Source organism: Micrococcus cohnii (genome assembly GCF_014205175.1).
In the GTDB taxonomy this organism is placed as follows: domain Bacteria; phylum Actinomycetota; class Actinomycetes; order Actinomycetales; family Micrococcaceae; genus Micrococcus; species Micrococcus cohnii.
Genome location: NZ_JACHNA010000001.1, coordinates 1,386,678 through 1,409,802, shown reverse-complemented (window position 1 = coordinate 1,409,802; position 23,125 = coordinate 1,386,678). Strand labels below are relative to the sequence as shown.

Sequence of the window (23,125 nt, the reverse complement as noted above, 5' to 3'; positions counted from 1 at the left end):
TCGAGTGAGGCCACGTGTCTGAGACGGCAGTGAACGGGCGGCAGTCCGGATCCGCCTCGAAGCGGCGTGGCCTCTTCGCTCGAATCACCCTGTTCCTGCGTCAGGTTTGGGATGAGCTCCGCAAGGTGGTCACCCCGACGCGCGAGGAGCTGCTGCGGATGACCGGCATCGTGCTCGCGTTCGTGGCGTTCATGATCCTGCTGGTCATGGGTCTGGACTGGCTCTTCGGCCTGGCCGCCGGCTTCACCTTCGGCGGCGGTGGCCCGGGCGCCTGACCTTCCGCGCAGGGCGTCGGAAGCGCCGCCCGTGCTGATCGCCGCCACCCCACGCGACGTCCGCGACCCGCAGGCACGGTCCGGAGCGCAGATCCCCGTCAGCAGAAAGCAGGAACACGTGTCCGAGCAGGAACTCGATCCGCAGACCACCGAGGACGCCCCTCGCCAGGAGCAGGCCGCGACCGAGGACGTCGTGGAGACCGAGCAGGCCGAGGCCGCTCCCGAGGATGAGGTGACCGAGCACTCGTCCCCGCAGGACGAGCCCGCTGAGGACAAGGCCTCCGAGGAGGCGGAACCTGAGGTCGACCCGGCCGAGGAGCTGCGCGCCCGTCTGCGCCGCCAGCCGGGTGACTGGTACGTGGTGCACACCTACGCCGGCTATGAGAAGCGCGTGAAGACGAACCTCGAGGCGCGCATCCTCACCCAGGACATGGAGGACTCGATCTACGAGATCCAGGTTCCGATGGAGGACGTCGTCGAGATCAAGAACACGACGCGCAAGATCGTCAGTCGCGTCCGTATCCCCGGGTACGTGCTGGTCCGCATGGATCTGGACGACGCTTCGTGGGGTGTCGTGCGGCACACCTCCGGAGTCACCGGCTTCGTGGGCAACGACGCCCACCACCCGCAGCCGCTCTCGCTCGACGAGACCTACGACATGCTGGCCCCGTCGGTGATCCAGGAGGCCGCCAAGGCCGCCGAGAAGGAGGGGCGTGCGGCTCCCGCCTCGGATGTCGAGGAGACCGCCGCGGCGGCGGCCCCGATCCACGTGGACTTCGAGGTGGGCGAGTCGGTCACCGTCAACGACGGCCCGTTCGAGACGCTTCCGGCGACGATCTCGGAGATCAAGCCCGAGGCGCAGCAGCTCGTCGTGCTGGTCTCGATCTTCGAGCGCGAAACGCCCGTCACGCTCTCGTTCAACCAGGTCACCAAGATCCTCTGAGCGAGACGCGCCCTCCACTCGTGCGGAGGGCGCCGCAGACTTCCCGTCCTCCCGGCCGCCTGCCGGGGGAGACCGGGCACCGGCCGCCGCGCCACGGCGGCCACCGCCCGCAGTACGCTCCTGTGCTGCGGGTCCACCAGTGAGAGAAGGACCCAACCATGGCTCCCAAGAAGAAGGTCTCCGGTCTGATCAAGCTTCAGATCCAGGCCGGCGCAGCCAACCCGGCCCCGCCGATCGGCCCGGCCCTCGGCCAGCACGGCGTGAACATCATGGAGTTCTGCAAGGCCTACAACGCGGCCACGGAATCCCAGCGCGGCAACGTCATCCCGGTGGAGATCACGGTCTACGAGGACCGTTCCTTCACCTTCATCACCAAGACCCCTCCGGCCGCTGAGCTGATCAAGAAGGCCGCCGGCGTCACGAAGGGCTCCTCCACCCCGCACACGGACAAGGTCGGCACGCTGACCCAGGCCCAGTGCGAGGAGATCGCCCAGTCCAAGATGGCCGACCTGAACGCGAACGACGTGCAGGCCGCCACCAAGATCATCGCCGGCACCGCCCGCTCCATGGGCATCACCGTCGACGGCTGATCCACCCCTTCACACCCCTTCAGTGGCAGGGCCGAGCGCGGCCCACACAGACCACGACTGCACAAGGAGAAACACGCAGATGGCACAGCGCAGCAAGGCATACAAGGCGGCACAGGCCGCCATCGAGGATCGGCTCTACGCCCCGGCCGAGGCGATCGCCCTGGCCAAGCAGACCAACCCCTCGAAGATCGACGCCACGGTGGAGGTCGCCCTCCGCCTGTCGGTCGACCCCCGCAAGGCCGACCAGATGGTCCGCGGCTCCGTGAGCCTGCCTCACGGCACCGGCAAGACCGCCCGCGTCGTCGTGTTCGCCACCGGTGAGCGCGCCGAGGCCGCTCGCGCCGCCGGCGCCGACCACGTGGGCGACGACGAGCTCATCGCCAAGATCTCCGGCGGCTGGGTGGACTTCGATGCCGCCGTCGCCTCGCCCGAGATGATGGGCAAGGTCGGCCGTCTGGGCAAGGTGCTCGGCCCTCGCAACCTGATGCCGAACCCGAAGACCGGCACCGTGACCCCGGATGTGGCCAAGGCCGTGGCCGACATCAAGGGCGGCAAGATCGACTTCCGCGTCGACAAGCACGCGAACCTGCACTTCATCATCGGCAAGACCTCCTTCGAGGCCAACGCCCTGGTGGAGAACTTCTCCGCCGCGCTCGAGGAGATCCTGCGCCTGAAGCCGTCCTCCTCGAAGGGCCGCTACATCTCGAAGGCGACCGTCTCCACGACGTTCGGCCCCGGTGTGCCGATGGACCCCAATGTGACCAAGGTCGAGACCGAGGCCTGAGCCTGCTGATCGACTTCACGCGGCAGTGATCCGCGTGCACGACGGCCGTCCTGCGTCCATGAGGGCGCGGGGCGGCCGTCGTCGTCCGTGCCGACGCTGCGCGATGACAAGCGAGCGGGCATCGAGAGTTCCTCGGCCACTGTTGCGGCCCCCATCCGTGGCGTGTAGTCTGGACGGACCGAAGACCGCCGGTCGCGTGTGCGCAACCTCGTTGTGACACGTCGAAGGCCCTCCTGACGGAGGCGGCCCGCGCAGGTGAGACTGAGCTTGACGTTCCGGACGCGCACTCCCGTGCGTACCGTTTTGCCACGCCCTGTGCACCTGCACGGGGCGTTTTCTCGTCTGTAGGGTATGCGGTTCCCCGAGATCAGATTGAGAGGAGTGCCATGGCGACGTCCGAGAAGACGACGGCGGTGGCTGAGCTGACGGAGCTGTTCCGCCAGTCCAGCGCGGCCGTGCTGACGGAATACCGTGGGCTGTCGGTGGGGGAGCTCAAGGAGCTTCGCGACACCATCCGGCAGGACGCGACCTACGCCGTGGCGAAGAACACGCTCACTGAGATCGCGGCCAAGGAAGCCGGCATCGAGGGCCTCGAGGCCCACCTGTCCGGCCCCACCGCGATCGCCTTCGTGAACGGCGATGCCGTGAACGTCGCGAAGGCCCTGCGTGACTTTGCCAAGGACCACGAGAACCTCGTGCTCAAGGGCGGCTACATGGACGGCCAGCCCGTGGACCGGGAGAGCGTGCTGAAGATCGCGGACCTCGAGTCCCGCGAGGTTCTGCTCTCCAAGTTCGCCGGCGCGATGAAGGGCAGCATGTCCAAGGCCGCCGCCCTGTTCCAGGCCCCGCTGTCCAAGACCGCTCGCACGGTCGAGGCCCTGCGGGCTCAGCAGGACCAGGCTGCCTGAGCAGTCCACCACGGGCCGCCCGGCCCACCCAAGCACACGTAAGCACGTACACGTAAAGGAGCCATCATGGCCAAGCTGACCACCGAAGAGCTGCTCGCCGCGTTCGAGGAGCTGACCCTCGTCGAGCTGTCCGAGTTCATCACGGCGTTCGAGGAGAAGTTCGACGTCACCGCCGCCGCCCCCGTGGCGATGGCCGCGGGCGGCGCCGCCGCCGGCGGCGGCGAGGCCGAGGCCGCTGAGGAGAAGTCGGAGTTCGACGTCATCCTCGAGGCCGCCGGCGACAAGAAGATCGGCGTCATCAAGGAGGTGCGCGCCCTCACCTCGCTCGGCCTGAAGGAGGCCAAGGAGCTCGTGGACGGCGCCCCGAAGCCGGTCCTCGAGGGCGCCTCCAAGGAGGACGCCGAGAAGGCCAAGGAGCAGCTCGAGGGCGCCGGCGCCACCGTCTCCCTCAAGTGATGATCGCGGCCTGAGCCGCATCACGCTTCAGCGTTCGACCCCCGGTCCGTCTCACGGACCGGGGGTCGTTCTGTCTCCCCGCGCTCCTGCCCGCAGCGGGATGCGGACGAGGCGTCCGATGGACATCTGTGATAATGCGGGTTACGCTGGCTCTTTGCATCTCCCTGCTTCCGTGCGCCCTGGAACGGACCTGCTGGTCCCCGGACGAGCGCACGGACTGCGCCGGGCCTTCATATAGCGGTGGGCCCGCGACCGCGTGACTGCGCGCGGACCGGGGAGACGGATATGGACCCGACAAAAGCCTGTGGAAGGATCCTCCGTGGTCGCCTCGAGCACCTCCAACGAAACCGCTCAGTTCTCCCCCCGGTCCGGCGCCTCAGCCGGCCGCATCTCCTTCGCCAAGATCGCCGAGCCGCTCGACGTGCCCGATCTGCTGGCGCTGCAGACCGAATCCTTCGACCGTCTGGTCGGCAACGAGCGCTGGGCCGAGCGCGTCGAGAAGGCCCGCCAGGAGGGGGACCAGTCGGTTCCCGTCACCTCCGGCCTCACGGACATCTTCGAGGAGATCTCCCCGATCGAGGACTTCCAGGGCACCATGTCCCTGTCCTTCACGGAGCCGGAGTTCGCCGACGCGAAGATGCCGGAGGAGGAGTGCAAGGAGCGCGACGCGACCTTCTCGGCCCCGCTGTACGTCAAGGCCGAGTTCATGAACAACGAGACCGGCGAGATCAAGCAGCAGACCGTGTTCATGGGCGACTTCCCGCTCATGACGCGCAACGGCACCTTCGTGATCAACGGCACCGAGCGCGTTGTCGTCTCGCAGCTGGTCCGCTCGCCGGGCGCCTACTTCGAGCGCACCCCGGACAAGACGTCGGACAAGGAGATCTTCTCCGCGAAGATCATCCCCTCGCGCGGTGCCTGGTTCGAGCTCGAGGTGGACAAGCGCGACCAGGTCGGCGTGCGCCTGGACCGCAAGCGCAAGCAGCCGGTCACCGTGCTGCTCAAGGCTCTCGGCTGGACCGAGTCCCGCATCCTCGAGGAGTTCGGTCACTACGACTCGATTCGCGCGACCCTCGAGAAGGACGGCACGGCCGACCAGGACGAGGCGCTGCTGGACATCTATCGCAAGCTGCGCCCGGGCGAGCCCGCCGCCGTCGACGCCGCGCAGACCCTGCTGAACAACCTCTACTTCACGCCGAAGCGCTATGACCTGGCCAAGGTCGGCCGGTACAAGCTCAACCGCAAGCTCGGCGTCGACGTGCCGCTCACCGACGAGAACGCCTCGGTGCTCACCGAGGACGACGTCACGCAGATGGTGCACTTCATCTGCGCGCTGCACGCCGGCGAGAGCACCGTCAAGGGCAAGCGCGACGGCCAGGAGACCGAGGTCCGCGTCGAGATCGACGACATCGACCACTTCGGCAACCGCCGCATCCGCGCCGTGGGCGAGCTGATCGAGAATCAGATCCGCACGGGCCTGTCCCGCATGGAGCGCGTCGTGCGCGAGCGCATGACCACCCAGGATGTCGAGGCGATCACCCCGCAGACCCTGATCAACATCCGCCCCGTCGTGGCGTCGATCAAGGAGTTCTTCGGCACCTCGCAGCTCTCCCAGTTCATGGACCAGAACAACCCGCTTGCGGGCCTGACGCACAAGCGCCGCCTCTCGGCGCTCGGCCCGGGCGGCCTCTCGCGCGACCGGGCCGGCATGGAGGTCCGTGACGTCCACCCGTCGCACTACGGACGCATGTGCCCGATCGAGACCCCGGAAGGCCCGAACATCGGCCTGATCGGCTCTCTGGCGACGTTCGGCCGCATCAATTCGTTCGGCTTCATCGAGACCCCGTACCGCCGGGTCGAGAACGGCGTGGTCACCGACAAGGTCGACTACCTGACCGCGGACGACGAGCTCGAGTGCCAGATCGCCCAGGCGAACGCCCCGGTGGGCGAGGACAGCCGCTTCTCTGAGGAGCTCGTGCTCTGCCGTCAGCGCGGCGGCGGCGGTGAGCCCGTGCTCGTCGCCTCGGACGACATCGACTACATGGACGTCTCGCCCCGGCAGATGGTCTCGGCGGCGACCGCCCTGATCCCGTTCCTCGAGCATGACGACGCCAACCGCGCGCTCATGGGCGCGAACATGCAGCGTCAGGCCGTGCCGCTGCTGCAGTCGCAGGCTCCCTACGTGGGCACCGGCATGGAGAAGTACGTCGCGATCGACGCCGGCGACTCCGTGACGGCCGCGCAGCCGGGCGTCGTGACCGAGGTCGCCGCGGACCTGGTGACCGTCATGAACGACGACGGCACCACGACGCACTACCCGATCATGAAGTTCGCGCGCTCGAACCAGGGCAATGCGTACAACCAGCGTGTGCGCGTCTCCGAGGGCGACCGCGTCGAGAAATACTCGGTGATCGCCGACGGTCCGGCCACGGACAACGGCGAGCTCGCGCTCGGCAAGAACCTGCTCGTGGCGTTCATGCCGTGGGAGGGCCTCAACTACGAGGACGCGATCATCCTGTCCCAGCGCATGGTCTCCGAGGACGTGCTGACCTCGATCCACATCGAGGAGCACGAGGTCGACGCCCGTGACACCAAGCTCGGCGCCGAGGAGATCACCCGGGACATCCCGAACGTGTCCGAGGAGGTGCTCTCGCAGCTCGACGAGCGCGGCATCATCCACATCGGCGCCGAGGTCGAGGCCGGCGACATCCTCGTGGGCCGTGTGACCCCGAAGGGCGAGACGGAGCTGACCCCGGAGGAGCGCCTGCTGCGCGCCATCTTCGGCGAGAAGTCCCGCGAGGTCCGCGACACGTCGCTGAAGGTGCCGCACGGCGAGTCCGGCACCGTGATCGGCGTGCGGATCTTCGACCGTGACGAGGACGACGACCTGCCCCCGGGCGTCAACCAGCTCGTGCGCGTCTACGTCGCGCAGAAGCGCAAGATCACCGACGGTGACAAGATGGCCGGCCGTCACGGCAACAAGGGCGTCATCTCCAAGATCCTGCCGGTCGAGGACATGCCGTTCCTCGCCGACGGCACCCCGGTGGACATCATCCTGAACCCGCTCGGCGTGCCCGGCCGCATGAACCTCGGCCAGGTCATGGAGCTGCACCTGGGCTGGGCCGCCTCGCGCGGCTGGGACATCCAGGGCGAGCCGGAGTGGATCAAGGACCTGCCGAACTTCCCGCGCCAGTCCGGTCCGGTCAACGTCGCCACCCCGGTGTTCGACGGCGCCGAGGCCTACGAGATCGAGGGCCTGCTCGGCCACGTCAACGTGACCCGCGACGGGGAACGTCTGATGGGCCAGAACGGCAAGACCACGCTGTACGACGGCCGCTCCGGCGAACCGTTCCCGGACCCGATCTCCGTCGGCTACATGTACATGCTGAAGCTGCACCACCTGGTGGATGACAAGATCCACGCGCGCTCGACGGGTCCGTACTCGATGATCACGCAGCAGCCGCTGGGCGGTAAGGCCCAGTTCGGCGGCCAGCGCTTCGGCGAGATGGAGGTGTGGGCGCTCGAGGCCTATGGCGCGGCGTTCACCCTCCAGGAGCTGCTCACCATCAAGTCGGACGACATCCACGGCCGCGTGAAGGTGTACGAGGCCATCGTGAAGGGCGAGAACATCCCGGAGCCGGGCGTTCCGGAGTCCTTCAAGGTGCTCATCAAGGAGATGCAGTCGCTGTGCCTGAACGTGGAGGTCCTCTCCGCGGACGGTCAGACCATCGAGATGCGGGACGCGGAGGACGAGAACTTCCGGGCCGCGGACGAGCTCGGCATCGACCTCTCCCACGCCGAGCCCAGCTCGGTCGAGGAAGTCTGAGCCTCGGCTCGCTCCCACGCATCCACAGACGTCACCTGAGAATTCATTGAACTGAGGAGTTCACCGGAACATGACCGTTCACAGCATGTCCACTGACAACTCTTTCGGCCTCATGCGCATCGGCCTGGCCACGGCGGAGGACATCCGCCGCTGGTCCTACGGCGAGGTGAAGAAGCCGGAGACCATCAACTACCGCACCCTGAAGCCGGAGAAGGACGGGCTCTTCTGCGAGAAGATCTTCGGCCCGACCCGTGACTGGGAGTGCGCGTGCGGCAAGTACAAGCGCGTGCGCTTCAAGGGCATCATCTGCGAGCGCTGCGGCGTCGAGGTGACCCGCTCGAAGGTCCGCCGTGACCGCATGGGCCACATCGAGCTGGCCGCGCCCGTGACCCACATCTGGTACTTCAAGGGCGTGCCCTCCCGCCTGGGCTACCTGCTGGACCTGGCGCCGAAGGACCTCGAGAAGGTCATCTACTTCGCGGCGTACATGATCACCTCGGTCGACGAGGAGGCCCGGCACCAGGACCTGCCGAACCTGCAGGCCGAGCATGACCAGGAGATGCGGGTCCTCGAGGACCAGCGCGACGCGGACATCGCCGCGATCGCCAAGGACCTCGAGAAGGACCTTGCCAAGCTGGAGTCCGAGGGCGCGAAGGCGGCCGAGAAGAAGAAGCTGCGCGACACCGCGGACAAGACGATGGCGCAGGTGCGCAAGCGCGCCGACGCCGAGCTGGACCGCAAGGAGCAGGTCTGGGATCGCTTCAAGAACCTCAAGGTCGCCGACCTCGAGGGTGATGAGGGCCTGTACCGCGCCATGCGGGACAAGTTCGGCCGCTACTTCGAGGGCGCCATGGGAGCCGAGGCGCTCCAGAAGCGTCTGCAGACCTTCGACCTCGATTCCGAGGCCGAGATGCTGCGCGAGACCATCAAGAACGGCAAGGGCCAGCGCAAGACCCGCGCCCTGAAGCGGCTGAAGGTCGTCAACGCGTTCCTGACCACGGACAACTCGCCCGAGGGCATGGTCCTCGACGCGGTCCCGGTGATCCCGCCGGAGCTGCGGCCGATGGTGCAGCTGGACGGCGGCCGCTTCGCGACCTCCGATCTGAACGACCTGTACCGCCGCGTGATCAACCGCAACAACCGTCTGAAGCGGCTGCTGGATCTCGGCGCGCCCGAGATCATCGTGAACAACGAGAAGCGCATGCTCCAGGAGTCGGTGGACTCGCTGTTCGACAACGGCCGCCGCGGCCGCCCCGTCACCGGTCCGGGCAACCGCCCGTTGAAGTCCCTGTCCGACATGCTCAAGGGCAAGCAGGGTCGCTTCCGTCAGAACCTGCTCGGCAAGCGCGTGGACTACTCGGGCCGTTCGGTCATCGTGGTGGGCCCGCAGCTGAAGCTGCACCAGTGCGGCCTGCCGAAGCAGATGGCGCTCGAGCTGTTCAAGCCGTTCGTGATGAAGCGCCTCGTGGATCTGAACCACGCGCAGAACATCAAGTCCGCCAAGCGCATGGTGGAGCGCTTCCGCCCGCAGGTGTGGGACGTGCTCGAGGAGGTCATCACCGAACATCCGGTGCTGCTGAACCGTGCGCCCACCCTGCACCGCCTCGGCATCCAGGCGTTCGAGCCGCTGCTGGTCGAAGGCAAGGCACTGCAGCTGCACCCGCTGGTGTGCTCGGCGTTCAACGCGGACTTCGACGGCGACCAGATGGCCGTGCACCTGCCGCTGAGCCCGGAGGCCCAGGCGGAGGCGCGCGTGCTGATGCTCTCGAGCCACAACATCCTCAAGCCCTCGGACGGCCGTGCGGTCGCCGTGCCGGCCCAGGACATGATCATCGGCCTGAACCACCTCACCACCGTGCGGGAGGACGCCGAAGGCGCGGGCCAGGAGTTCGCCTCCGTCGGCGAGGCCATCATGTCGTTCGACGCCGGCGCGCTGCACCTGAACGCCCCTGTGAAGATGCGCGTGGAGGGCTTCGTGCCCTCCGAGGAGGTCCCGGCTCCCGAGGGCTGGACCGCGGGCGAGCCGGCGCTGATCACCACGACCCTCGGCAAGGTCATCTTCAACGACCTGCTGCCCGAGGACTACCCGTGGCTCGACACGCAGGCGACGAAGAGCACTCTGGGTCAGCTGGTCAACGACCTGGCCGAGCGCTACCCGATGGCGACCACGGCGCAGACCCTGGACAACCTGAAGGACGCGGGCTTCCACTGGGGCACGTGGTCGGGCGTCACCGTCGCCATCTCGGACATCACGTCCGACTTCGACAAGGCGGCGATCATGTCCGGCTATGAGGAGCAGGCGCTCAAGGTGCAGGGCCAGTACGACAAGGGCCTCATCGCCGACGACGAGCGGCGCTCCGAGCTGATCGACATCTGGAACAAAGCGACCGACGAGGTGGCCGACGCGATGCAGTCCGGCCTCGGCAAGCTCAACACCATCAACCGCATGGTGTCCTCCGGGGCGCGAGGCAACTGGCTGCAGGTGCGCCAGATCGCGGGCATCCGCGGCCTCGTGGCCAACCCGAAGGGCGAGATCATCCCGCGCCCGATCAAGTCCTCGTACCGCGAGGGCCTATCGGTCCTGGAGTACTTCATCGCGACCCACGGCGCCCGTAAGGGCCTGGCGGACACCGCGCTGAAGACGGCGAACTCGGGCTACCTGACCCGTCGTCTCGTGGACGTCTCGCAGGACGTCATCGTTCGTGAGCAAGACTGCGGCACCGAGCGCGGCCTGGCGATCACGATCGCCGTGCCGGACTCGAACGGCGAGCTCGTCGCGCACGAGAACGTGGAGACCTCCGCGTATGCCCGTGTCCTGGCGACTGCGGCCGAGGCCGACGGCACGGTGCTGGCCGAGGCCGGCACCGAGCTGGGCGACGTGCAGATCAAGGAGCTGATCGCCGCCGGCGTCACCGAGATCAAGGTGCGCTCCGTGCTCACCTGCGAGTCCGCCGTCGGCACGTGTGCCAAGTGCTACGGCCGCTCGATGGCCACGGGTCAGCTCGTCGACATCGGTGAGGCGGTGGGCATCATCGCCGCTCAGTCGATCGGTGAGCCCGGCACCCAGCTGACGATGCGTACGTTCCACACCGGCGGTGTGGCCTCGGCGGATGACATCACGCAGGGTCTTCCCCGTATTCAGGAGCTCTTCGAGGCCCGCACGCCGAAGGGTGTGGCCCCGATCTCCGAGGTCGCCGGGCGCGTGGCAATCGAGGACACCGAGGCCTCGATCCGCCTGATCCTCACGCCGGACGACGGCTCCGAGGAGATCGCCTACCCGGTGTTGCGTCGTGCACGTCTGCTCGTCGAAGACGGACAGCACGTGGACGTCGGCACGCAGCTGGTCGCCGGTGCGGTGGACCCGAAGCAGGTGCTGCGTGTGCTCGGCCCGCGGGCCGCCCAGCGGTTCCTCGTGGACGAGGTGCAGGACGTGTACCAGTCGCAGGGCGTGGGCATCCACGACAAGCACGTGGAGGTCATCGTCCGGCAGATGCTGCGTCGCATCACGGTCATCGAGTCCGGCGAGACGGACCTGCTGCCGGGCGAGCTCACGGACCGCGTGCGCTTCGTGTCCGCCAACCGCGCCGCCGTGGCCGAGGGCCGTCAGCCGGCCTCCGGCCGTGACGAGTTGATGGGCATCACGAAGGCCTCGCTCGCGACCGACTCGTGGCTGTCCGCCGCGTCCTTCCAGGAGACGACCCGCGTGCTGACGCAGGCCGCCATGGAGGGCAAGTCGGACACGCTCATGGGCCTGAAGGAGAACGTGATCATCGGCAAGCTGATCCCGGCCGGCACCGGCCTGGACCACTACACGAAGATCGCGGTCGAGCCGACCGATGAGGCGAAGGAGAACCTGTTCACCTCGCCGGCCGGGTTCGCGGACTTCGACTACCCGGGGCTGGACCAGTCCCTGGGCGGCGACTTCCACGCGATGAGCCTGGACGAGTACGGCGGCACGGACTTCCGCGCCTGACCGGCACACGCTGAAGGCCCGCCCGCGTCCCCGTGAGGGGGAGGTGGGCGGGCCTTCTCGCGTTCGCGAGGCCGGGTGCGGCCTCAGCGGCGGGCCATGTACAGCCGGAACGCCGCGGCGAGCGGTCGGTTCAGCGGCAGGTCCCATTCGCCGTGGGTCTGCACGATGTCGGCGCCCTGCGTCGTTTTGAACTCGGTGAGTCCGGCGAGGCGGTGATCCTGGCGCAGGGTCCCGCTGACACCGCCCAGATCGAAGACGCGACAGCCGGCGGCGAGGGCGTCCTGGATCTGAGTGACCTGCAGCGCCCGGGGCGCGTCGACCTTGCGGTGCCGCGACGAGGAGGCACTGTAGGGCCGCCACGCGATCTGACCTTGACGGATCGTGAACGCGGCGGCCGCGGGTTCGCCCTCGGTGCAGGCAACCAGCAGTTCGGTGTGCACGGGCTCGGCGGCGCCGAACTCCTCAAGCAGGGTGCGGAAGTAGTCGGTGGGGCGTGCGGCGAAGCCGTCGCGGGCGGCGGTGTCGTCGCTCAGGCGTTCCCAGACGGCCAGGGTGTCGGCGTCGGGACGGCCCGTGTGGCGGTCGATCGTCAGGCCGGCGCGCAGGCTGCGACGCGAGCGCTTGCGGCTCGAGGAACTCATGCGGGCCAGCACCGCTTCGAGCCCCTCCTCGGGACCGGAAGACGGGTCGAGGGGGATCCGGGCCTGGAACACCGGCTGCCCGTCCGCGAACTCCTCTCCCGGGTCCTCGGTGCGCCAGCCGGCTTCGCGCAGCCTCTGCTGCAGGGCCAGGGCCTCGGCGTCTTCGTGGGCGGGCGGCAGGTCGAGCAGGGCGGCATGCTCGTCTCGGGGGAGGGCCTTGCGCACGTCGTCGGCGGCCCAGCGGCGCACGGTGCCCGGTGGGCCCACGCGCAGCTGGAACGCGCCGTCGGCGCGGACCAGTCCGGTGAGTGCGTCGAGGGCCTCGAGCAGGTCGACGCCCGCATCCAGCACGGGTCCGCCCGAAACATAGGCGAGGTGTGCACGGCCAGCCACGGGGATCCGCGAGGGAACCGGCAGGCGGCGAGTGAGGATCAGGGCGGAGCCCACGAGACGGTCGCCGTGGAAGAAACCCACCGAGCGCGAGCCCCACGCCTGTTTCAGCACCGCCCAGTCGGGGTTCTGCAGGAACGACGCGTCGGGGTGTCCGGCCAGATGCGCTGCGTGGGCAGCCGCGTCGATGCGGTGCGCCGTCAGTGACGGCGTGTGGGCGCGTGAGCGCCCCCCGGCGCGGAAGGCCCGGGCGGGAGTCGTCGGTGCGGGTGTGCTCGAAACTGACTCGTCGCTCACCGACACGACACTACCGAGCGCGACTGGCCCACACGAGGGGGAGCGCCCGGACGTGATGCCTCTGTGATCGGCCGTGACAGCACCGTGATGCGGCGCCGCCGCGGGACCCGGAGGCCCCGCAGTGTCGCGTTGGCGTCAGCGCCGGGCCAGGTACAGCGCGAAGGCCTTGGCCAGCGGCTTGTTCAGCGGCAGCTCCCATTCGCCGTGGGTCTGCACGACGTCCGCGCCGATCGCGGTCTTGAACCGCATGAGGCCGGCGAGCTTGTGCTCGGGGTCGAGCGAAGGGCCGACGCCGCCGAGGTCATACCAGTGGCAGCCGGCCTCGAGGGCGGCCTCGATCTGCTGCAGCTGCAGTGCCCGGGGGGCGAAGCGCTTGCGCTCGGCCGTCGCTGAGCCGCCGTAGGGGTACCAGGCGAACCGGCCCTGACGGATCGCGATCGCGCCGGCGAGGGGCTGGCCCTCGTAGGAGGCGAGGAACAGGTCCACATCGGCGATCGGAGACTCGCCGAGCTCGGCGAACACACCCTCGAAGTACTCCTTGGCGCGGCCATTGAAGCCCTCGCGCTCGGCGGTCTGCGTGTAGGTCTGCATGAACTCGTCGAGGCCGGCGGCGCCGGCCTCGCGCACGTCCAGGTCGGTGCGCGTGGACTTGCGGGTCTCGGAGCGGCTGGTCTGGTTCATGCGCTTGAGCACGCCGTCCACGTCCAGGCCCTCGAGGGGGATGCGGGCCTGGAACATCGGCTGGCCCGCGATGAATCCGTCCCCGACCTCCGGCGCCTGCCAGCCGGCCGCCCGCAGGCGGTCCTGCAGTTCCAGGGCGCCGGGGGTCACCTCGGCCTCCAGGTCCAGGACGGAGCCGATCTCGGGGTCCTTGATCGCCTTGCGCAGCGCGTCGGCCTCCCAGCGGCGGACCGGACCGGGCAGGCCCACACGGACGAGGAACGCGCCCTCACCCTTGAGGTGGGCGACCATCGGCTCGAGTGCGGCCAGCATGTCGACGCCCTCGTCCAGCACCGGGCCCTCGGAGACGTAGGCCAGGCAGGCGCGGCCCAGGAAAGGCACTTTCGCCGGCACGGGCAGGCGGCGCAACAGCACGAGGGCCGCGCCCACGAGCTCGTGGCCGCGGAAGAAGCCGAGCGAGACCGGACGCCAGCCGACCTTCACGCGGCCCCATGCGGGGTTCTGCAGGAAGGAGCTCTCCGGACGGCGACGCAGCACTTCGATGTGCTCAGCCTCGGTGATCGGGCGCACCGTGAGGGCGTCGGGGCCGGCCTGTCCGCCGGGGGCGGGTTGGTTCGAAGCGGGGGAGTTCTCAGCAGAAGTCGTCACGGCGCCAGTGTACGCACGGGACGGGGTGCCTCGTCGGCGCCAGAATGCGGGGCGCGTCACCTCCGCTTGGAGGCTCTCTGAGCCCGTGCTAGTCTGGACGACGATTGTTTTTCGTGTGGCAGTATGGACTCGGTCCGGGTTGCGGGGTTGTTGCGCAACGAATGCCACACTTTTGCACGCCTGCGGACGTTTGCTCTCGAGCCCCCAGCAGGAGAGGCAGAGCGAGGAACGAGCAGCGCCGATCCCCGGACACCACCGACGCGGGATCGGGCGATCACGTCAGCGATCACCGAAGAGGAAGACTGAAGAGTGCCTACGATTCAGCAGCTGGTCCGCAAGGGCCGCTCACCGAAGGTCGTCAAGACCAAGGCCCCTGCACTGCAGGGGAACCCCATGCGTCGTGGCGTGTGCACCCGTGTGTACACCACGACCCCGAAGAAGCCGAACTCCGCGCTCCGTAAGGTCGCCCGCGTGCGCCTCAACGGCGGCGTCGAGGTCACCGCGTACATCCCGGGGGAGGGCCACAACCTGCAGGAGCACTCGATCGTGCTCGTGCGCGGTGGCCGCGTGAAGGACCTTCCGGGCGTGCGGTACCGCATCGTCCGCGGCGCCCTCGACACCCAGGGCGTCAAGGGACGCGGTCAGGCCCGCTCCCGCTACGGCGTGAAGAAGGAGAAGAAGTAATGCCTCGTAAGGGACCCGCGCCGAAGCGCCCCCTCGTCGTCGACCCCGTCTACGGCTCCCCGCTGGTCACGCAGCTGATCAACAAGGTGCTCATCGACGGCAAGAAGTCCACCGCCGAGCGCATCGTCTACGGCGCGCTCGAGGGCGCCCAGCAGAAGAACGGCGCCGATCCGGTCGTGACGCTCAAGAAGGCCATGGACAACATCAAGCCGGCCCTCGAGGTGCGTTCGCGCCGCGTGGGCGGCGCCACCTACCAGGTGCCGGTCGAGGTCAAGCCGGGCCGCTCCACGGCCCTGGCCCTGCGCTGGCTGGTCGGTTTCTCGAAGGCCCGCCGCGAGAAGACCATGACCGAGCGCCTCATGAACGAGATCCTCGACGCCTCGAACGGTCTGGGCGGCGCTGTGAAGCGTCGCGAGGACACGCACAAGATGGCTGAGGCCAACAAGGCGTTCGCCCACTACCGCTGGTGATCGACCCTGCACGCGCCGGGGCACGGTGCTGACCGTGCCCCGGCGCGTGCCGGATTCGCCCGCTGCACGCCTGAGATGTGTCTCGGACGTGCCCGCGCCCTTATCCTTTCGACGAGCCCCCACTACCCGAGCCTTAGGGAGACACCGTGGCACAGGACGTGCTGACTGACCTGAACAAGGTCCGCAACATCGGCATCATGGCCCACATCGATGCCGGCAAGACCACCACCACCGAGCGCATCCTGTTCTACACGGGTGTGAACCACAAGCTCGGTGAGACCCACGATGGTGCGTCGACCACCGACTGGATGGAGCAGGAGAAGGAACGCGGCATCACCATCACCTCCGCCGCGGTGACCTCCTTCTGGAAGGGCACCCAGATCAACATCATCGACACGCCCGGCCACGTCGACTTCACCGTCGAGGTGGAGCGTTCGCTGCGCGTGCTCGACGGTGCGGTCGCCGTGTTCGACGGCAAGGAGGGCGTGGAGCCCCAGTCGGAGACCGTGTGGCGCCAGGCGGACAAGTACAACGTCCCGCGCATCTGCTTCGTCAACAAGATGGACAAGCTCGGCGCCGACTTCTACTACACCGTGGACACCATCGTCTCGCGCCTCGGCGCGAAGCCGCTGGTGATGCAGCTGCCGATCGGTGCGGAGAACGACTTCGTCGGCGTCGTGGACCTGCTGTCCATGAAGGCCTTCGTGTGGCCGGGCGACGCCAAGGGCGACGTGACCATGGGCGCCGAGTACGAGACCCGTGAGATCCCGGACGACCTCAAGGAGAAGGCCGAGGAGTACCGCGCGGCGCTCGTCGAGGCCGTCGCGGAGTCCGATGAGGAGCTCATGGAGAAGTACCTCGAGGGCGAGGAGCTCTCCGAGGACGAGATCAAGGCCGGCGTGCGCAAGCTGACCGTGAATGCGGAGGCCTACCCGGTCTTCTGCGGCTCGGCCTTCAAGAACCGCGGCGTGCAGCCGATGCTCGACGCCGTCGTGGCGTACCTGCCCAACCCGCTCGACGCGGGCGCCATCACCGGTCACGCCGTCGGCGACGAGGACACGCCGATGACCCGCGAGGCCTCGAAGGAGGCCCCGTTCTCGGCGCTGGCGTTCAAGATCGCCTCGCACCCGTTCTTCGGCACGCTGACCTTCATTCGCGTGTACTCGGGCCGCCTCGAGACCGGTTCGCAGATCCTCAACGCCACCAAGGGCAAGAAGGAGCGCATCGGCAAGCTGTTCCAGATGCACGCGAACAAGGAGAACCCGGTCGACGAGGTCGTCGCCGGTCACATCTACGCGGTCATCGGGCTGAAGGACACCACCACCGGTGACACCCTCTGCAACCCCAATGAGCCGATCATCCTCGAGTCGATGGAGTTCCCGGAGCCGGTGATCTCCGTGGCCATCGAGCCGAAGTCGAAGGGCGATCAGGAGAAGCTCTCCACCGCCATTCAGAAGCTCGTCGCGGAGGACCCGACCTTCCGCGTCTCCCTCAACGAGGAGACCGGCCAGACCGAGGTCGGCGGCATGGGCGAGCTGCACCTGGACGTCTTCGTCGACCGCATGAAGCGCGAGTTCAAGGTCGAGGCCAATATCGGCAAGCCGCAGGTGGCCTACCGTGAGGCCATCAAGAAGACCGTCGAGAAGGTCGACTACACCCACAAGAAGCAGACCGGCGGTTCCGGTCAGTTCGCCAAGGTGCAGCTGAAGTTCGAGCCCCTGGACACCTCCGAGGGCGAGACCTACGCGTTCGAGAACGCCGTCACCGGCGGCCGCGTGCCGCGCGAGTACATCCCGTCGGTGGACGCGGGCATCCAGGACGCGATGACGTTCGGCGTGCTGGCCGGCTACCCGATGGTGGGCGTCAAGGCGACCCTGCTCGACGGCGCCTACCACGACGTCGACTCCTCCGAGATGGCGTTCAAGATCGCCGGCTCGCAGGCGTTCAAGGAGGGCGTGCGCAAGGCTCAGCCGATCATCCTGGAGCCGCTCATGGCGGTCGAGGTGCGCACCCCCGAGGAGTTCATGGGCGACGTCATCGGCGACCTGAACTCCCGCCGCGGCCAGATCCAGTCCATGGAGGACGCCACCGGCGTGAAGGTCGTCAAGGCCCTCGTGCCGCTGTCGGAGATGTTCGGCTACATCGGCGATCTGCGCTCCAAGACGCAGGGCCGTGCGGTGTTCTCGATGGTCTTCCACTCGTACGCCGAGGTGCCGAAGGCCGTCGCCGACGAGATCATCCAGAAGTCCCAGGGCGAGTGACCTGAGCGTCACGTGCTCTGAGCACACGTGCCCCCGGCGGCCGCGCGTGACGCGTGGCCGCCGGGGGCGGGGGTCCCCACACCCGGCGTGGTCGACCCCTTCGTCAGGACGGGCAAGGTCCGGTCCGCGCATCGCGGCCCAGCAGGCCTGGAACCGGACTGGTCCTCAATCTCGCCGGGATTTCCCTACACCCCATCGGCGAAGTAGACTTGACCGAGTTGTCAGCACGCCCCACGCGGCTGAGAAGTCTTCTTGACGATGAAACAAGTTCTAGGAGGAACCTGTGGCAAAGGCAAAGTTCGAGCGGACGAAGCCGCACCTCAACATCGGCACCATCGGCCACGTTGACCACGGCAAGACCACTCTGACCGCAGCGATCTCGAAGGTCCTGTACGACAAGTTCCCGGACCTCAACGAGGCCCGTGACTTCGCGACCATCGACTCCGCTCCGGAGGAGCGCCAGCGCGGCATCACCATCAACATCTCCCACGTGGAGTACCAGACCGACAAGCGCCACTACGCGCACGTCGACGCGCCGGGTCACGCTGACTACATCAAGAACATGATCACCGGCGCTGCCCAGATGGACGGCGCGATCCTCGTGGTCGCCGCCACCGACGGTCCGATGGCCCAGACCCGCGAGCACGTGCTCCTGGCCCGCCAGGTCGGCGTGCCGGCGCTGCTGGTGGCCCTGAACAAGGCCGACATGGTCGAGGACGAGGAGCTGCTGGAGCTCGTCGAGATGGAGGTCCGCGAGCTGCTGTCCTCGCAGGACTTCGACGGCGACGAGGCCCCGGTCGTGAAGACCTCCGGCCTGAAGGCTCTCGAGGGCGATGAGAAGTGGGTGAAGTCGGTCGAGGAGCTCATGGAGGCCGTCGACGAGTACATCCCGGATCCGGTGCGCGACACCGACAAGCCGTTCCTGATGCCGATCGAGGACGTCTTCACCATCACCGGCCGCGGCACCGTGGTGACCGGTCGCGCCGAGCGCGGCACCCTGTCCATCAACTCCGAGGTCGAGATCGTGGGCATCCGCGACCTGCAGAAGACCACCGTCACGGGCATCGAGATGTTCCACAAGCAGCTCGACGAGGCCTGGGCCGGTGAGAACTGCGGCCTGCTGCTGCGCGGTCTGAAGCGTGACGACGTCGAGCGCGGCCAGGTCGTCGTGGCCCCGGGCTCGATCACCCCGCACACCAACTTCGAGGCGAACGTCTACATCCTCTCGAAGGACGAGGGCGGGCGTCACAACCCGTTCTACTCGAACTACCGCCCGCAGTTCTACTTCCGCACCACCGACGTCACCGGCGTCATCACGCTGCCCGAGGGCACCGAGATGGTCATGCCGGGCGACACCACCGAGATGACGGTCGAGCTGATCCAGCCGATCGCCATGGAGGAGGGCCTCGGCTTCGCCATCCGTGAGGGTGGCCGCACCGTCGGCTCGGGCCGCGTCACCAAGATCACCAAGTGATCGACTGACCGTGGCCGTCGGCTCCGCGTGAGCCGACCACGCACGACGTCCCCGTCGTCCGGAGAGATCCGGAGGGCGGGGACGTCGTCGTGTGTAGGCCCGTCGACACGGCGGGGGGAGGGGGCGCGGTAGTGTGATCCCCATTGCGGCGGTCGGCGGAATCCGCTGTGTGAAAGGGGGGCCGTGCACGTGGTGGTGCTCATACTGCTGGTCGTGGTCTATGTGTTCGGTTATGCCGTCGGCCGTTCCACCGGTCGCCGCCAGGGCGTCCTGTGGGAGCGAGCGCAGACCGAAGCCAGCGCCGTTCAGCGCTCGGCCTGGCAGGCAGAAACGGCCATGCAGGCTGGTCCCGCGCCGTCTCCGGTGGCACCCGCGTCGCCGGAAGTGCCGAAGCCGGTGACCGCTGCTGCCGGGTCCGGGCCGCAGGCTCCGCCGGCGATGGGCCAGTGGAACCGGGGGAGTCGGCCGCCGGTGTCCGACGCCGAGACCGCGACGGCCCGCCCCCGTCCGGTGGTGGCGCCGCTTCCGCCGGATCCCGGGGAACAGCAGCGACGCCGGCTGCGGCACGTGAACATCACGTTTGCCGTCTCGACTCTGCTGCTCGTCGCCGCGGCGACATTGTTCGTCGGGACGTTCCTGCCGCCGGTGGCACGCCTCGGGGGACTGATGGTGGTCGTGGTCGGTCTGATGCTCGCGGGCGTGCTCCTGCATCATCGATCCGAACGGCTGCGTCCGGCCGCCGTGGCCCTGGCCGGCGCGGGTCTGGCGATGCTCCCCGTTCTGGGCCTGCTGCTGGATGCCGAAGTGGTGCATGAGCCCCTGATCTCCTGGCTGCTCACGTCCGTCGTGGGTGTCGGGGCGGCGACGCTGCTCGCGGTGCGTCTGCGCTCTGTGGTCGTCGCGCACCTGACGGCGGCCTGCATCGCCTCGACCAGCCTGGCCGGAGGAGCGACCCTGCGTTCGGGACTCGTGTGGAGCCTGGTGGCGGGACTGGTGCTGTCCATCGGGCTGTGTTGGTGGCTCTCGCGCCGTGGCGGCGCGGACGGAATCCTGGTGCAGGCGCTGCGGCGTCAGCATCCGTGGCTCGGCTACGGTCTGCCGGCCGTAGCGCTGGTCATCGCCATGGCCGCGCCCGGGGCGGTGCTCGCCTGGGGCGACCTCGCGCTCCTGCTGTCGCTGGCCGTGGTGTACGCGGGCAGCCGGGCTGTCGCCGGTGGCGAGCACGACTGGTGGGACGGTGTCATCGTGCGCGCCGCGGGCCTGGGCGCCGTGGTGTGCCTGCTGGCACAGCTGCGGGCGCCCGCACACGCCATGCTGCTCGTGCTGGGATGTGTTGCCCTGATCTTCGCCCTGGCCCTGGGACGGCGCCGTCTCCTGCAGGCGACGGGTCCGGCGCACACCGTGGCAGAGCCGAGCACATGGGCGGCGCTGGCCGTCGCCTGCGCCGCCGCCGAACCGGCCGTGGCCCAGGTCCCCGCTGACGGGATTCTCGCGCTGGCGCTGCTGGTCGGCGCCGCTGTCCCGCTCCGAGCCGTGAGTCCCACCCGTGCGGTGGCCACGACCTCCGGGGCCGTCGCGGCCGCCCTGGCCGCGATGTTTGTGACCTTCGTCGAGGCACAGATGTGGCCCCTCGTCCACACCGGGGCCGCGGCCTGCCTCTGGGCGGCTCTGTCCCGGACGCGGCGGATCCCCGCAGCACCGACGGGCGGCGGCTCGGCGCGCCCGACGCGGGATCTGTGGCAGGCCGGCCTGCTTGCGGTCGCCGGCACGTGCACCGTCGGGCTCCCCTGGACCTGGACCCGTGCCCTGACGGCCGACGGGTTCACCGGCGAGCGACTGCTGTGGCTGCTTGCGATCACAGGAGTCCTGATCGCCCTGTTGGGCCTCGGGTACGCCTGGGGGCGCGTCGGAGCACGCGACGCCGCAGCGCGGGCGTGGCTGCCGGCCACCGGCTGGGCCGCGTGCAGTGCGGTGGGGGCAGCGGTCACGGTGCCGGCCGACCACCTCTGGGCGAGCCCCTGGCTGGTGCCGCTGCTGCTGTGCACGGCACTGATGCTCGTCGGCGCCCGCCGCCTGCTGGGCGAGAACGAGACACGCCCCATCGCCCAGGCGGTGGTGGCCACGGCAGCCGTGCTGACCGGGCTGCCCGCGTTGCGGGCGGCGGTGCATCCGAGCTGGGTCGTCGGCGTCGTGGCCCTGCTCGTCTGGGCCGGCCTCTGGGTGCAGCTGGTGCGGCTGTCCGCTCCGTACCTCGGCCGAGGCGTGCGTATGCTCGCGCTGCTGGCCGTGCAGGCCCTCGTCTCCACGGCGCTCACCCGCACAGCCATCGAACTGGCCTGGGGCTTCGGCCCCGTGGCCCTCGTGCTCGTGGCGTCCCTGGCCCTCGGTGCCCTGCTGCGCGTCCGGCTGCTGAGCATGGGCAGGCGGTGGGACCGGGTCAGCCTGTGGTGCACCGGCCTGGCGATCCTCGCCGTGCTCCTGGTGTCCCTGGGCGAGGCCGACCGGTTCGCGTGCCTGTCCGCGCTGGGCGGCCTGGCCGTGGCGGGTGTGCTGGAACGGCCGGAGCGGATCGACCGGATGCCCAGCCTGCGGACAGACGTCCTCACCGCGACGGCCCTGAGCGCGCTGACGGTGCTGACCGACGCGATCACCCTGGACCGCGGTCTGCTGCCGAACGCGCTGGTGCCCGCCGCGGTGGCCGGTCCGGCCCTGGCGGTCGCCGCGACGGTGATGCTGATCCGCGGGGGCCGACGCGTCTGGCAGGCAGACTCGTATGGGCCGGACGGATCGCAGGGGCCGGTCGGCGCGGTGCATCGGCGTGCTGCGGTCCTCGCTGCCGCACTGATGCTCGGGATCGTGCTGGCCGAGGTGGGTCTGCTGCGGGCCGCGCAGAACGGCGTCGAGCTCGGCGCCGCCAGCGGCCTGATCGTCGCGGTGCCGTGGGCCTGCGCGGCCCTGGTGCCGCCCGTGATGGCCCGCCGACTCGGCACGCCTGGCGTTGGCGCGGTGACCGCCCCGGCACTCGCCTGGGCGCTGGGCCGCGGGGTGCTCGCGGCGCTGGGACACACCGGTCTCGGGGCGCGGCTGCCCGTGGAGTCGGTCGGTCCCCTCGTGCTCATGATGGGTGTGGTCGCCGCGGCCGCCACGTGGGCCGGCAGCCGGCGGACCCTCGGCCCGGAGAGCTTGGGCGCCCTCGGCACGGTCGTGACCGTGAGCGCCCTCGCGCTCGTGCTGCCGGGCCCGGCACCGGCGGTGTGCACCGCGGCCGTGCTGGTGGTCGTCGGCGTCTGGGCCGGCCTGCACGCGCTGGTCCGACTGCAGCCGGAGTTCGAACCGGCGGTGCGTCAGGCCCGTTGGCACCTGATCACCCTGGTCGCGCTGCTGCTCGTCTACCTGTGGTTCCGACTGCTGCCGCCGACGACGTTCGTCGAGACCGCCACGCGCCTGTGGTGGAGCCTGGTGGGCGTCGCCGTCGTGCTGGCCTGCGTCGCCGTGCTGGACCGGATGTCGGTGAGCCGCTGGTCTGCCGCGGCGCTGCACACGATGGCGGCGGTCGTCCTCCCGGCCGCGGCGTCCCTGATCCTGCCCGGGGCGCACGTGACGCAGCTGCTCGGCCTGGCCGGCTTCGCCGTCATGGTGGCGGCGGGCCTGCTCATCGCTGACCGCGTCCTGCTGTGGTGGGGCGCGGCCGGGCTGACGCTGTCGGTGATGTACGCGCTCAGCGAGCTGTTCTTCCTCTGGCTCGTGCTGGCCGCCGTGGCGCTGTTCGTGCTGGGCGTGCGTCAGCTGCAACGGTCGGAGCGGCGAGACTGACGGCCAGTAGC

Annotated in this window: 15 protein-coding genes; 13 read left to right on the top strand and 2 right to left on the bottom strand. The window is 69.1% G+C overall.

Annotation, left to right across the window (positions count from 1 at the left end):
- Positions 1-14 precede the first annotated feature (14 nt).
- From secE to HDA30_RS06345, 8 genes are all read left to right on the top strand, one after another.
- Complete coding sequence (gene secE, locus HDA30_RS06380) at positions 15-275, top strand: preprotein translocase subunit SecE (protein WP_184241429.1); 261 nt, start codon at positions 15-17, stop codon at positions 273-275.
- 118 nt (positions 276-393) lie between these two features.
- On the top strand, positions 394-1,218 hold the full coding sequence (gene nusG, locus HDA30_RS06375) for a transcription termination/antitermination protein NusG (RefSeq protein ID WP_184241428.1): 825 nt from the start codon (positions 394-396) through the stop codon (positions 1,216-1,218).
- Between the two features lie 158 nt (positions 1,219-1,376).
- Positions 1,377-1,808 (top strand): 50S ribosomal protein L11, encoded by a 432-nt coding sequence (rplK, locus tag HDA30_RS06370; protein ID WP_158496555.1) that lies wholly within the window; start codon positions 1,377-1,379, stop codon positions 1,806-1,808.
- Between the two features lie 79 nt (positions 1,809-1,887).
- A complete protein-coding gene (rplA, locus tag HDA30_RS06365; protein ID WP_184241427.1) occupies positions 1,888-2,592 on the top strand; it encodes a 50S ribosomal protein L1 in 705 nt (234 codons plus the stop codon).
- Between the two features lie 386 nt (positions 2,593-2,978).
- On the top strand, positions 2,979-3,500 hold the full coding sequence (gene rplJ, locus HDA30_RS06360) for a 50S ribosomal protein L10 (RefSeq protein ID WP_184241426.1): 522 nt from the start codon (positions 2,979-2,981) through the stop codon (positions 3,498-3,500).
- 66 nt (positions 3,501-3,566) lie between these two features.
- Positions 3,567-3,956, top strand: a complete 390-nt coding sequence (rplL, locus tag HDA30_RS06355; RefSeq protein WP_184241425.1) for a 50S ribosomal protein L7/L12 — start codon at positions 3,567-3,569, stop codon at positions 3,954-3,956.
- A 319-nt stretch (positions 3,957-4,275) separates the two neighbouring features.
- Positions 4,276-7,782: a DNA-directed RNA polymerase subunit beta gene (gene rpoB / locus HDA30_RS06350; RefSeq protein WP_184241424.1), complete on the top strand. Its 3,507-nt coding sequence runs from the start codon at positions 4,276-4,278 to the stop codon at positions 7,780-7,782.
- A gap of 85 nt (positions 7,783-7,867) precedes the next feature.
- Positions 7,868-11,755 carry a DNA-directed RNA polymerase subunit beta' gene (locus HDA30_RS06345; protein ID WP_184242406.1) on the top strand — a complete coding sequence of 1,296 codons (3,888 nt, stop codon included), beginning with the start codon at positions 7,868-7,870 and terminating at the stop codon, positions 11,753-11,755.
- Between the two features lie 83 nt (positions 11,756-11,838).
- On the opposite strand, the gene HDA30_RS06340 is transcribed toward HDA30_RS06345, so the two are convergent.
- Together HDA30_RS06340 and HDA30_RS06335 are read right to left on the bottom strand one after the other, a co-directional pair.
- Positions 11,839-13,083 carry an aminoacyltransferase gene (locus tag HDA30_RS06340; protein ID WP_262337772.1) on the bottom strand — a complete coding sequence of 415 codons (1,245 nt, stop codon included), beginning with the start codon at positions 13,081-13,083 and terminating at the stop codon, positions 11,839-11,841.
- A gap of 135 nt (positions 13,084-13,218) precedes the next feature.
- Entirely contained in the window at positions 13,219-14,412 is a 1,194-nt protein-coding gene (locus HDA30_RS06335; RefSeq protein ID WP_184241423.1) for a lipid II:glycine glycyltransferase FemX, read from the bottom strand.
- A 309-nt stretch (positions 14,413-14,721) separates the two neighbouring features.
- On the opposite strand from HDA30_RS06335, the gene rpsL reads away from it, so the two are divergent.
- The 5 genes from rpsL to HDA30_RS06310 all read left to right on the top strand — a co-directional run bounded on the left by rpsL (position 14,722) and on the right by HDA30_RS06310 (position 23,114).
- The gene (gene rpsL, locus HDA30_RS06330) at positions 14,722-15,096 is read left to right on the top strand and encodes a 30S ribosomal protein S12 (RefSeq protein WP_158496560.1); all 375 of its coding nucleotides are present in this window, start codon (positions 14,722-14,724) and stop codon (positions 15,094-15,096) included.
- A complete protein-coding gene (rpsG, locus tag HDA30_RS06325; RefSeq protein WP_158496561.1) occupies positions 15,096-15,566 on the top strand; it encodes a 30S ribosomal protein S7 in 471 nt (156 codons plus the stop codon). The genes rpsL and rpsG overlap by 1 nt, the downstream gene beginning before the upstream one ends.
- 146 nt (positions 15,567-15,712) lie before the next feature.
- Positions 15,713-17,827: an elongation factor G gene (gene fusA / locus HDA30_RS06320; protein ID WP_158496562.1), complete on the top strand. Its 2,115-nt coding sequence runs from the start codon at positions 15,713-15,715 to the stop codon at positions 17,825-17,827.
- Between the two features lie 283 nt (positions 17,828-18,110).
- A complete protein-coding gene (gene tuf, locus HDA30_RS06315; RefSeq protein ID WP_158496563.1) occupies positions 18,111-19,301 on the top strand; it encodes an elongation factor Tu in 1,191 nt (396 codons plus the stop codon).
- Positions 19,302-19,490: 189 nt separating this feature from the next.
- A complete protein-coding gene (locus HDA30_RS06310) occupies positions 19,491-23,114 on the top strand; it encodes a hypothetical protein (RefSeq protein ID WP_184241422.1) in 3,624 nt (1,207 codons plus the stop codon).
- Positions 23,115-23,125 lie beyond the last annotated feature (11 nt).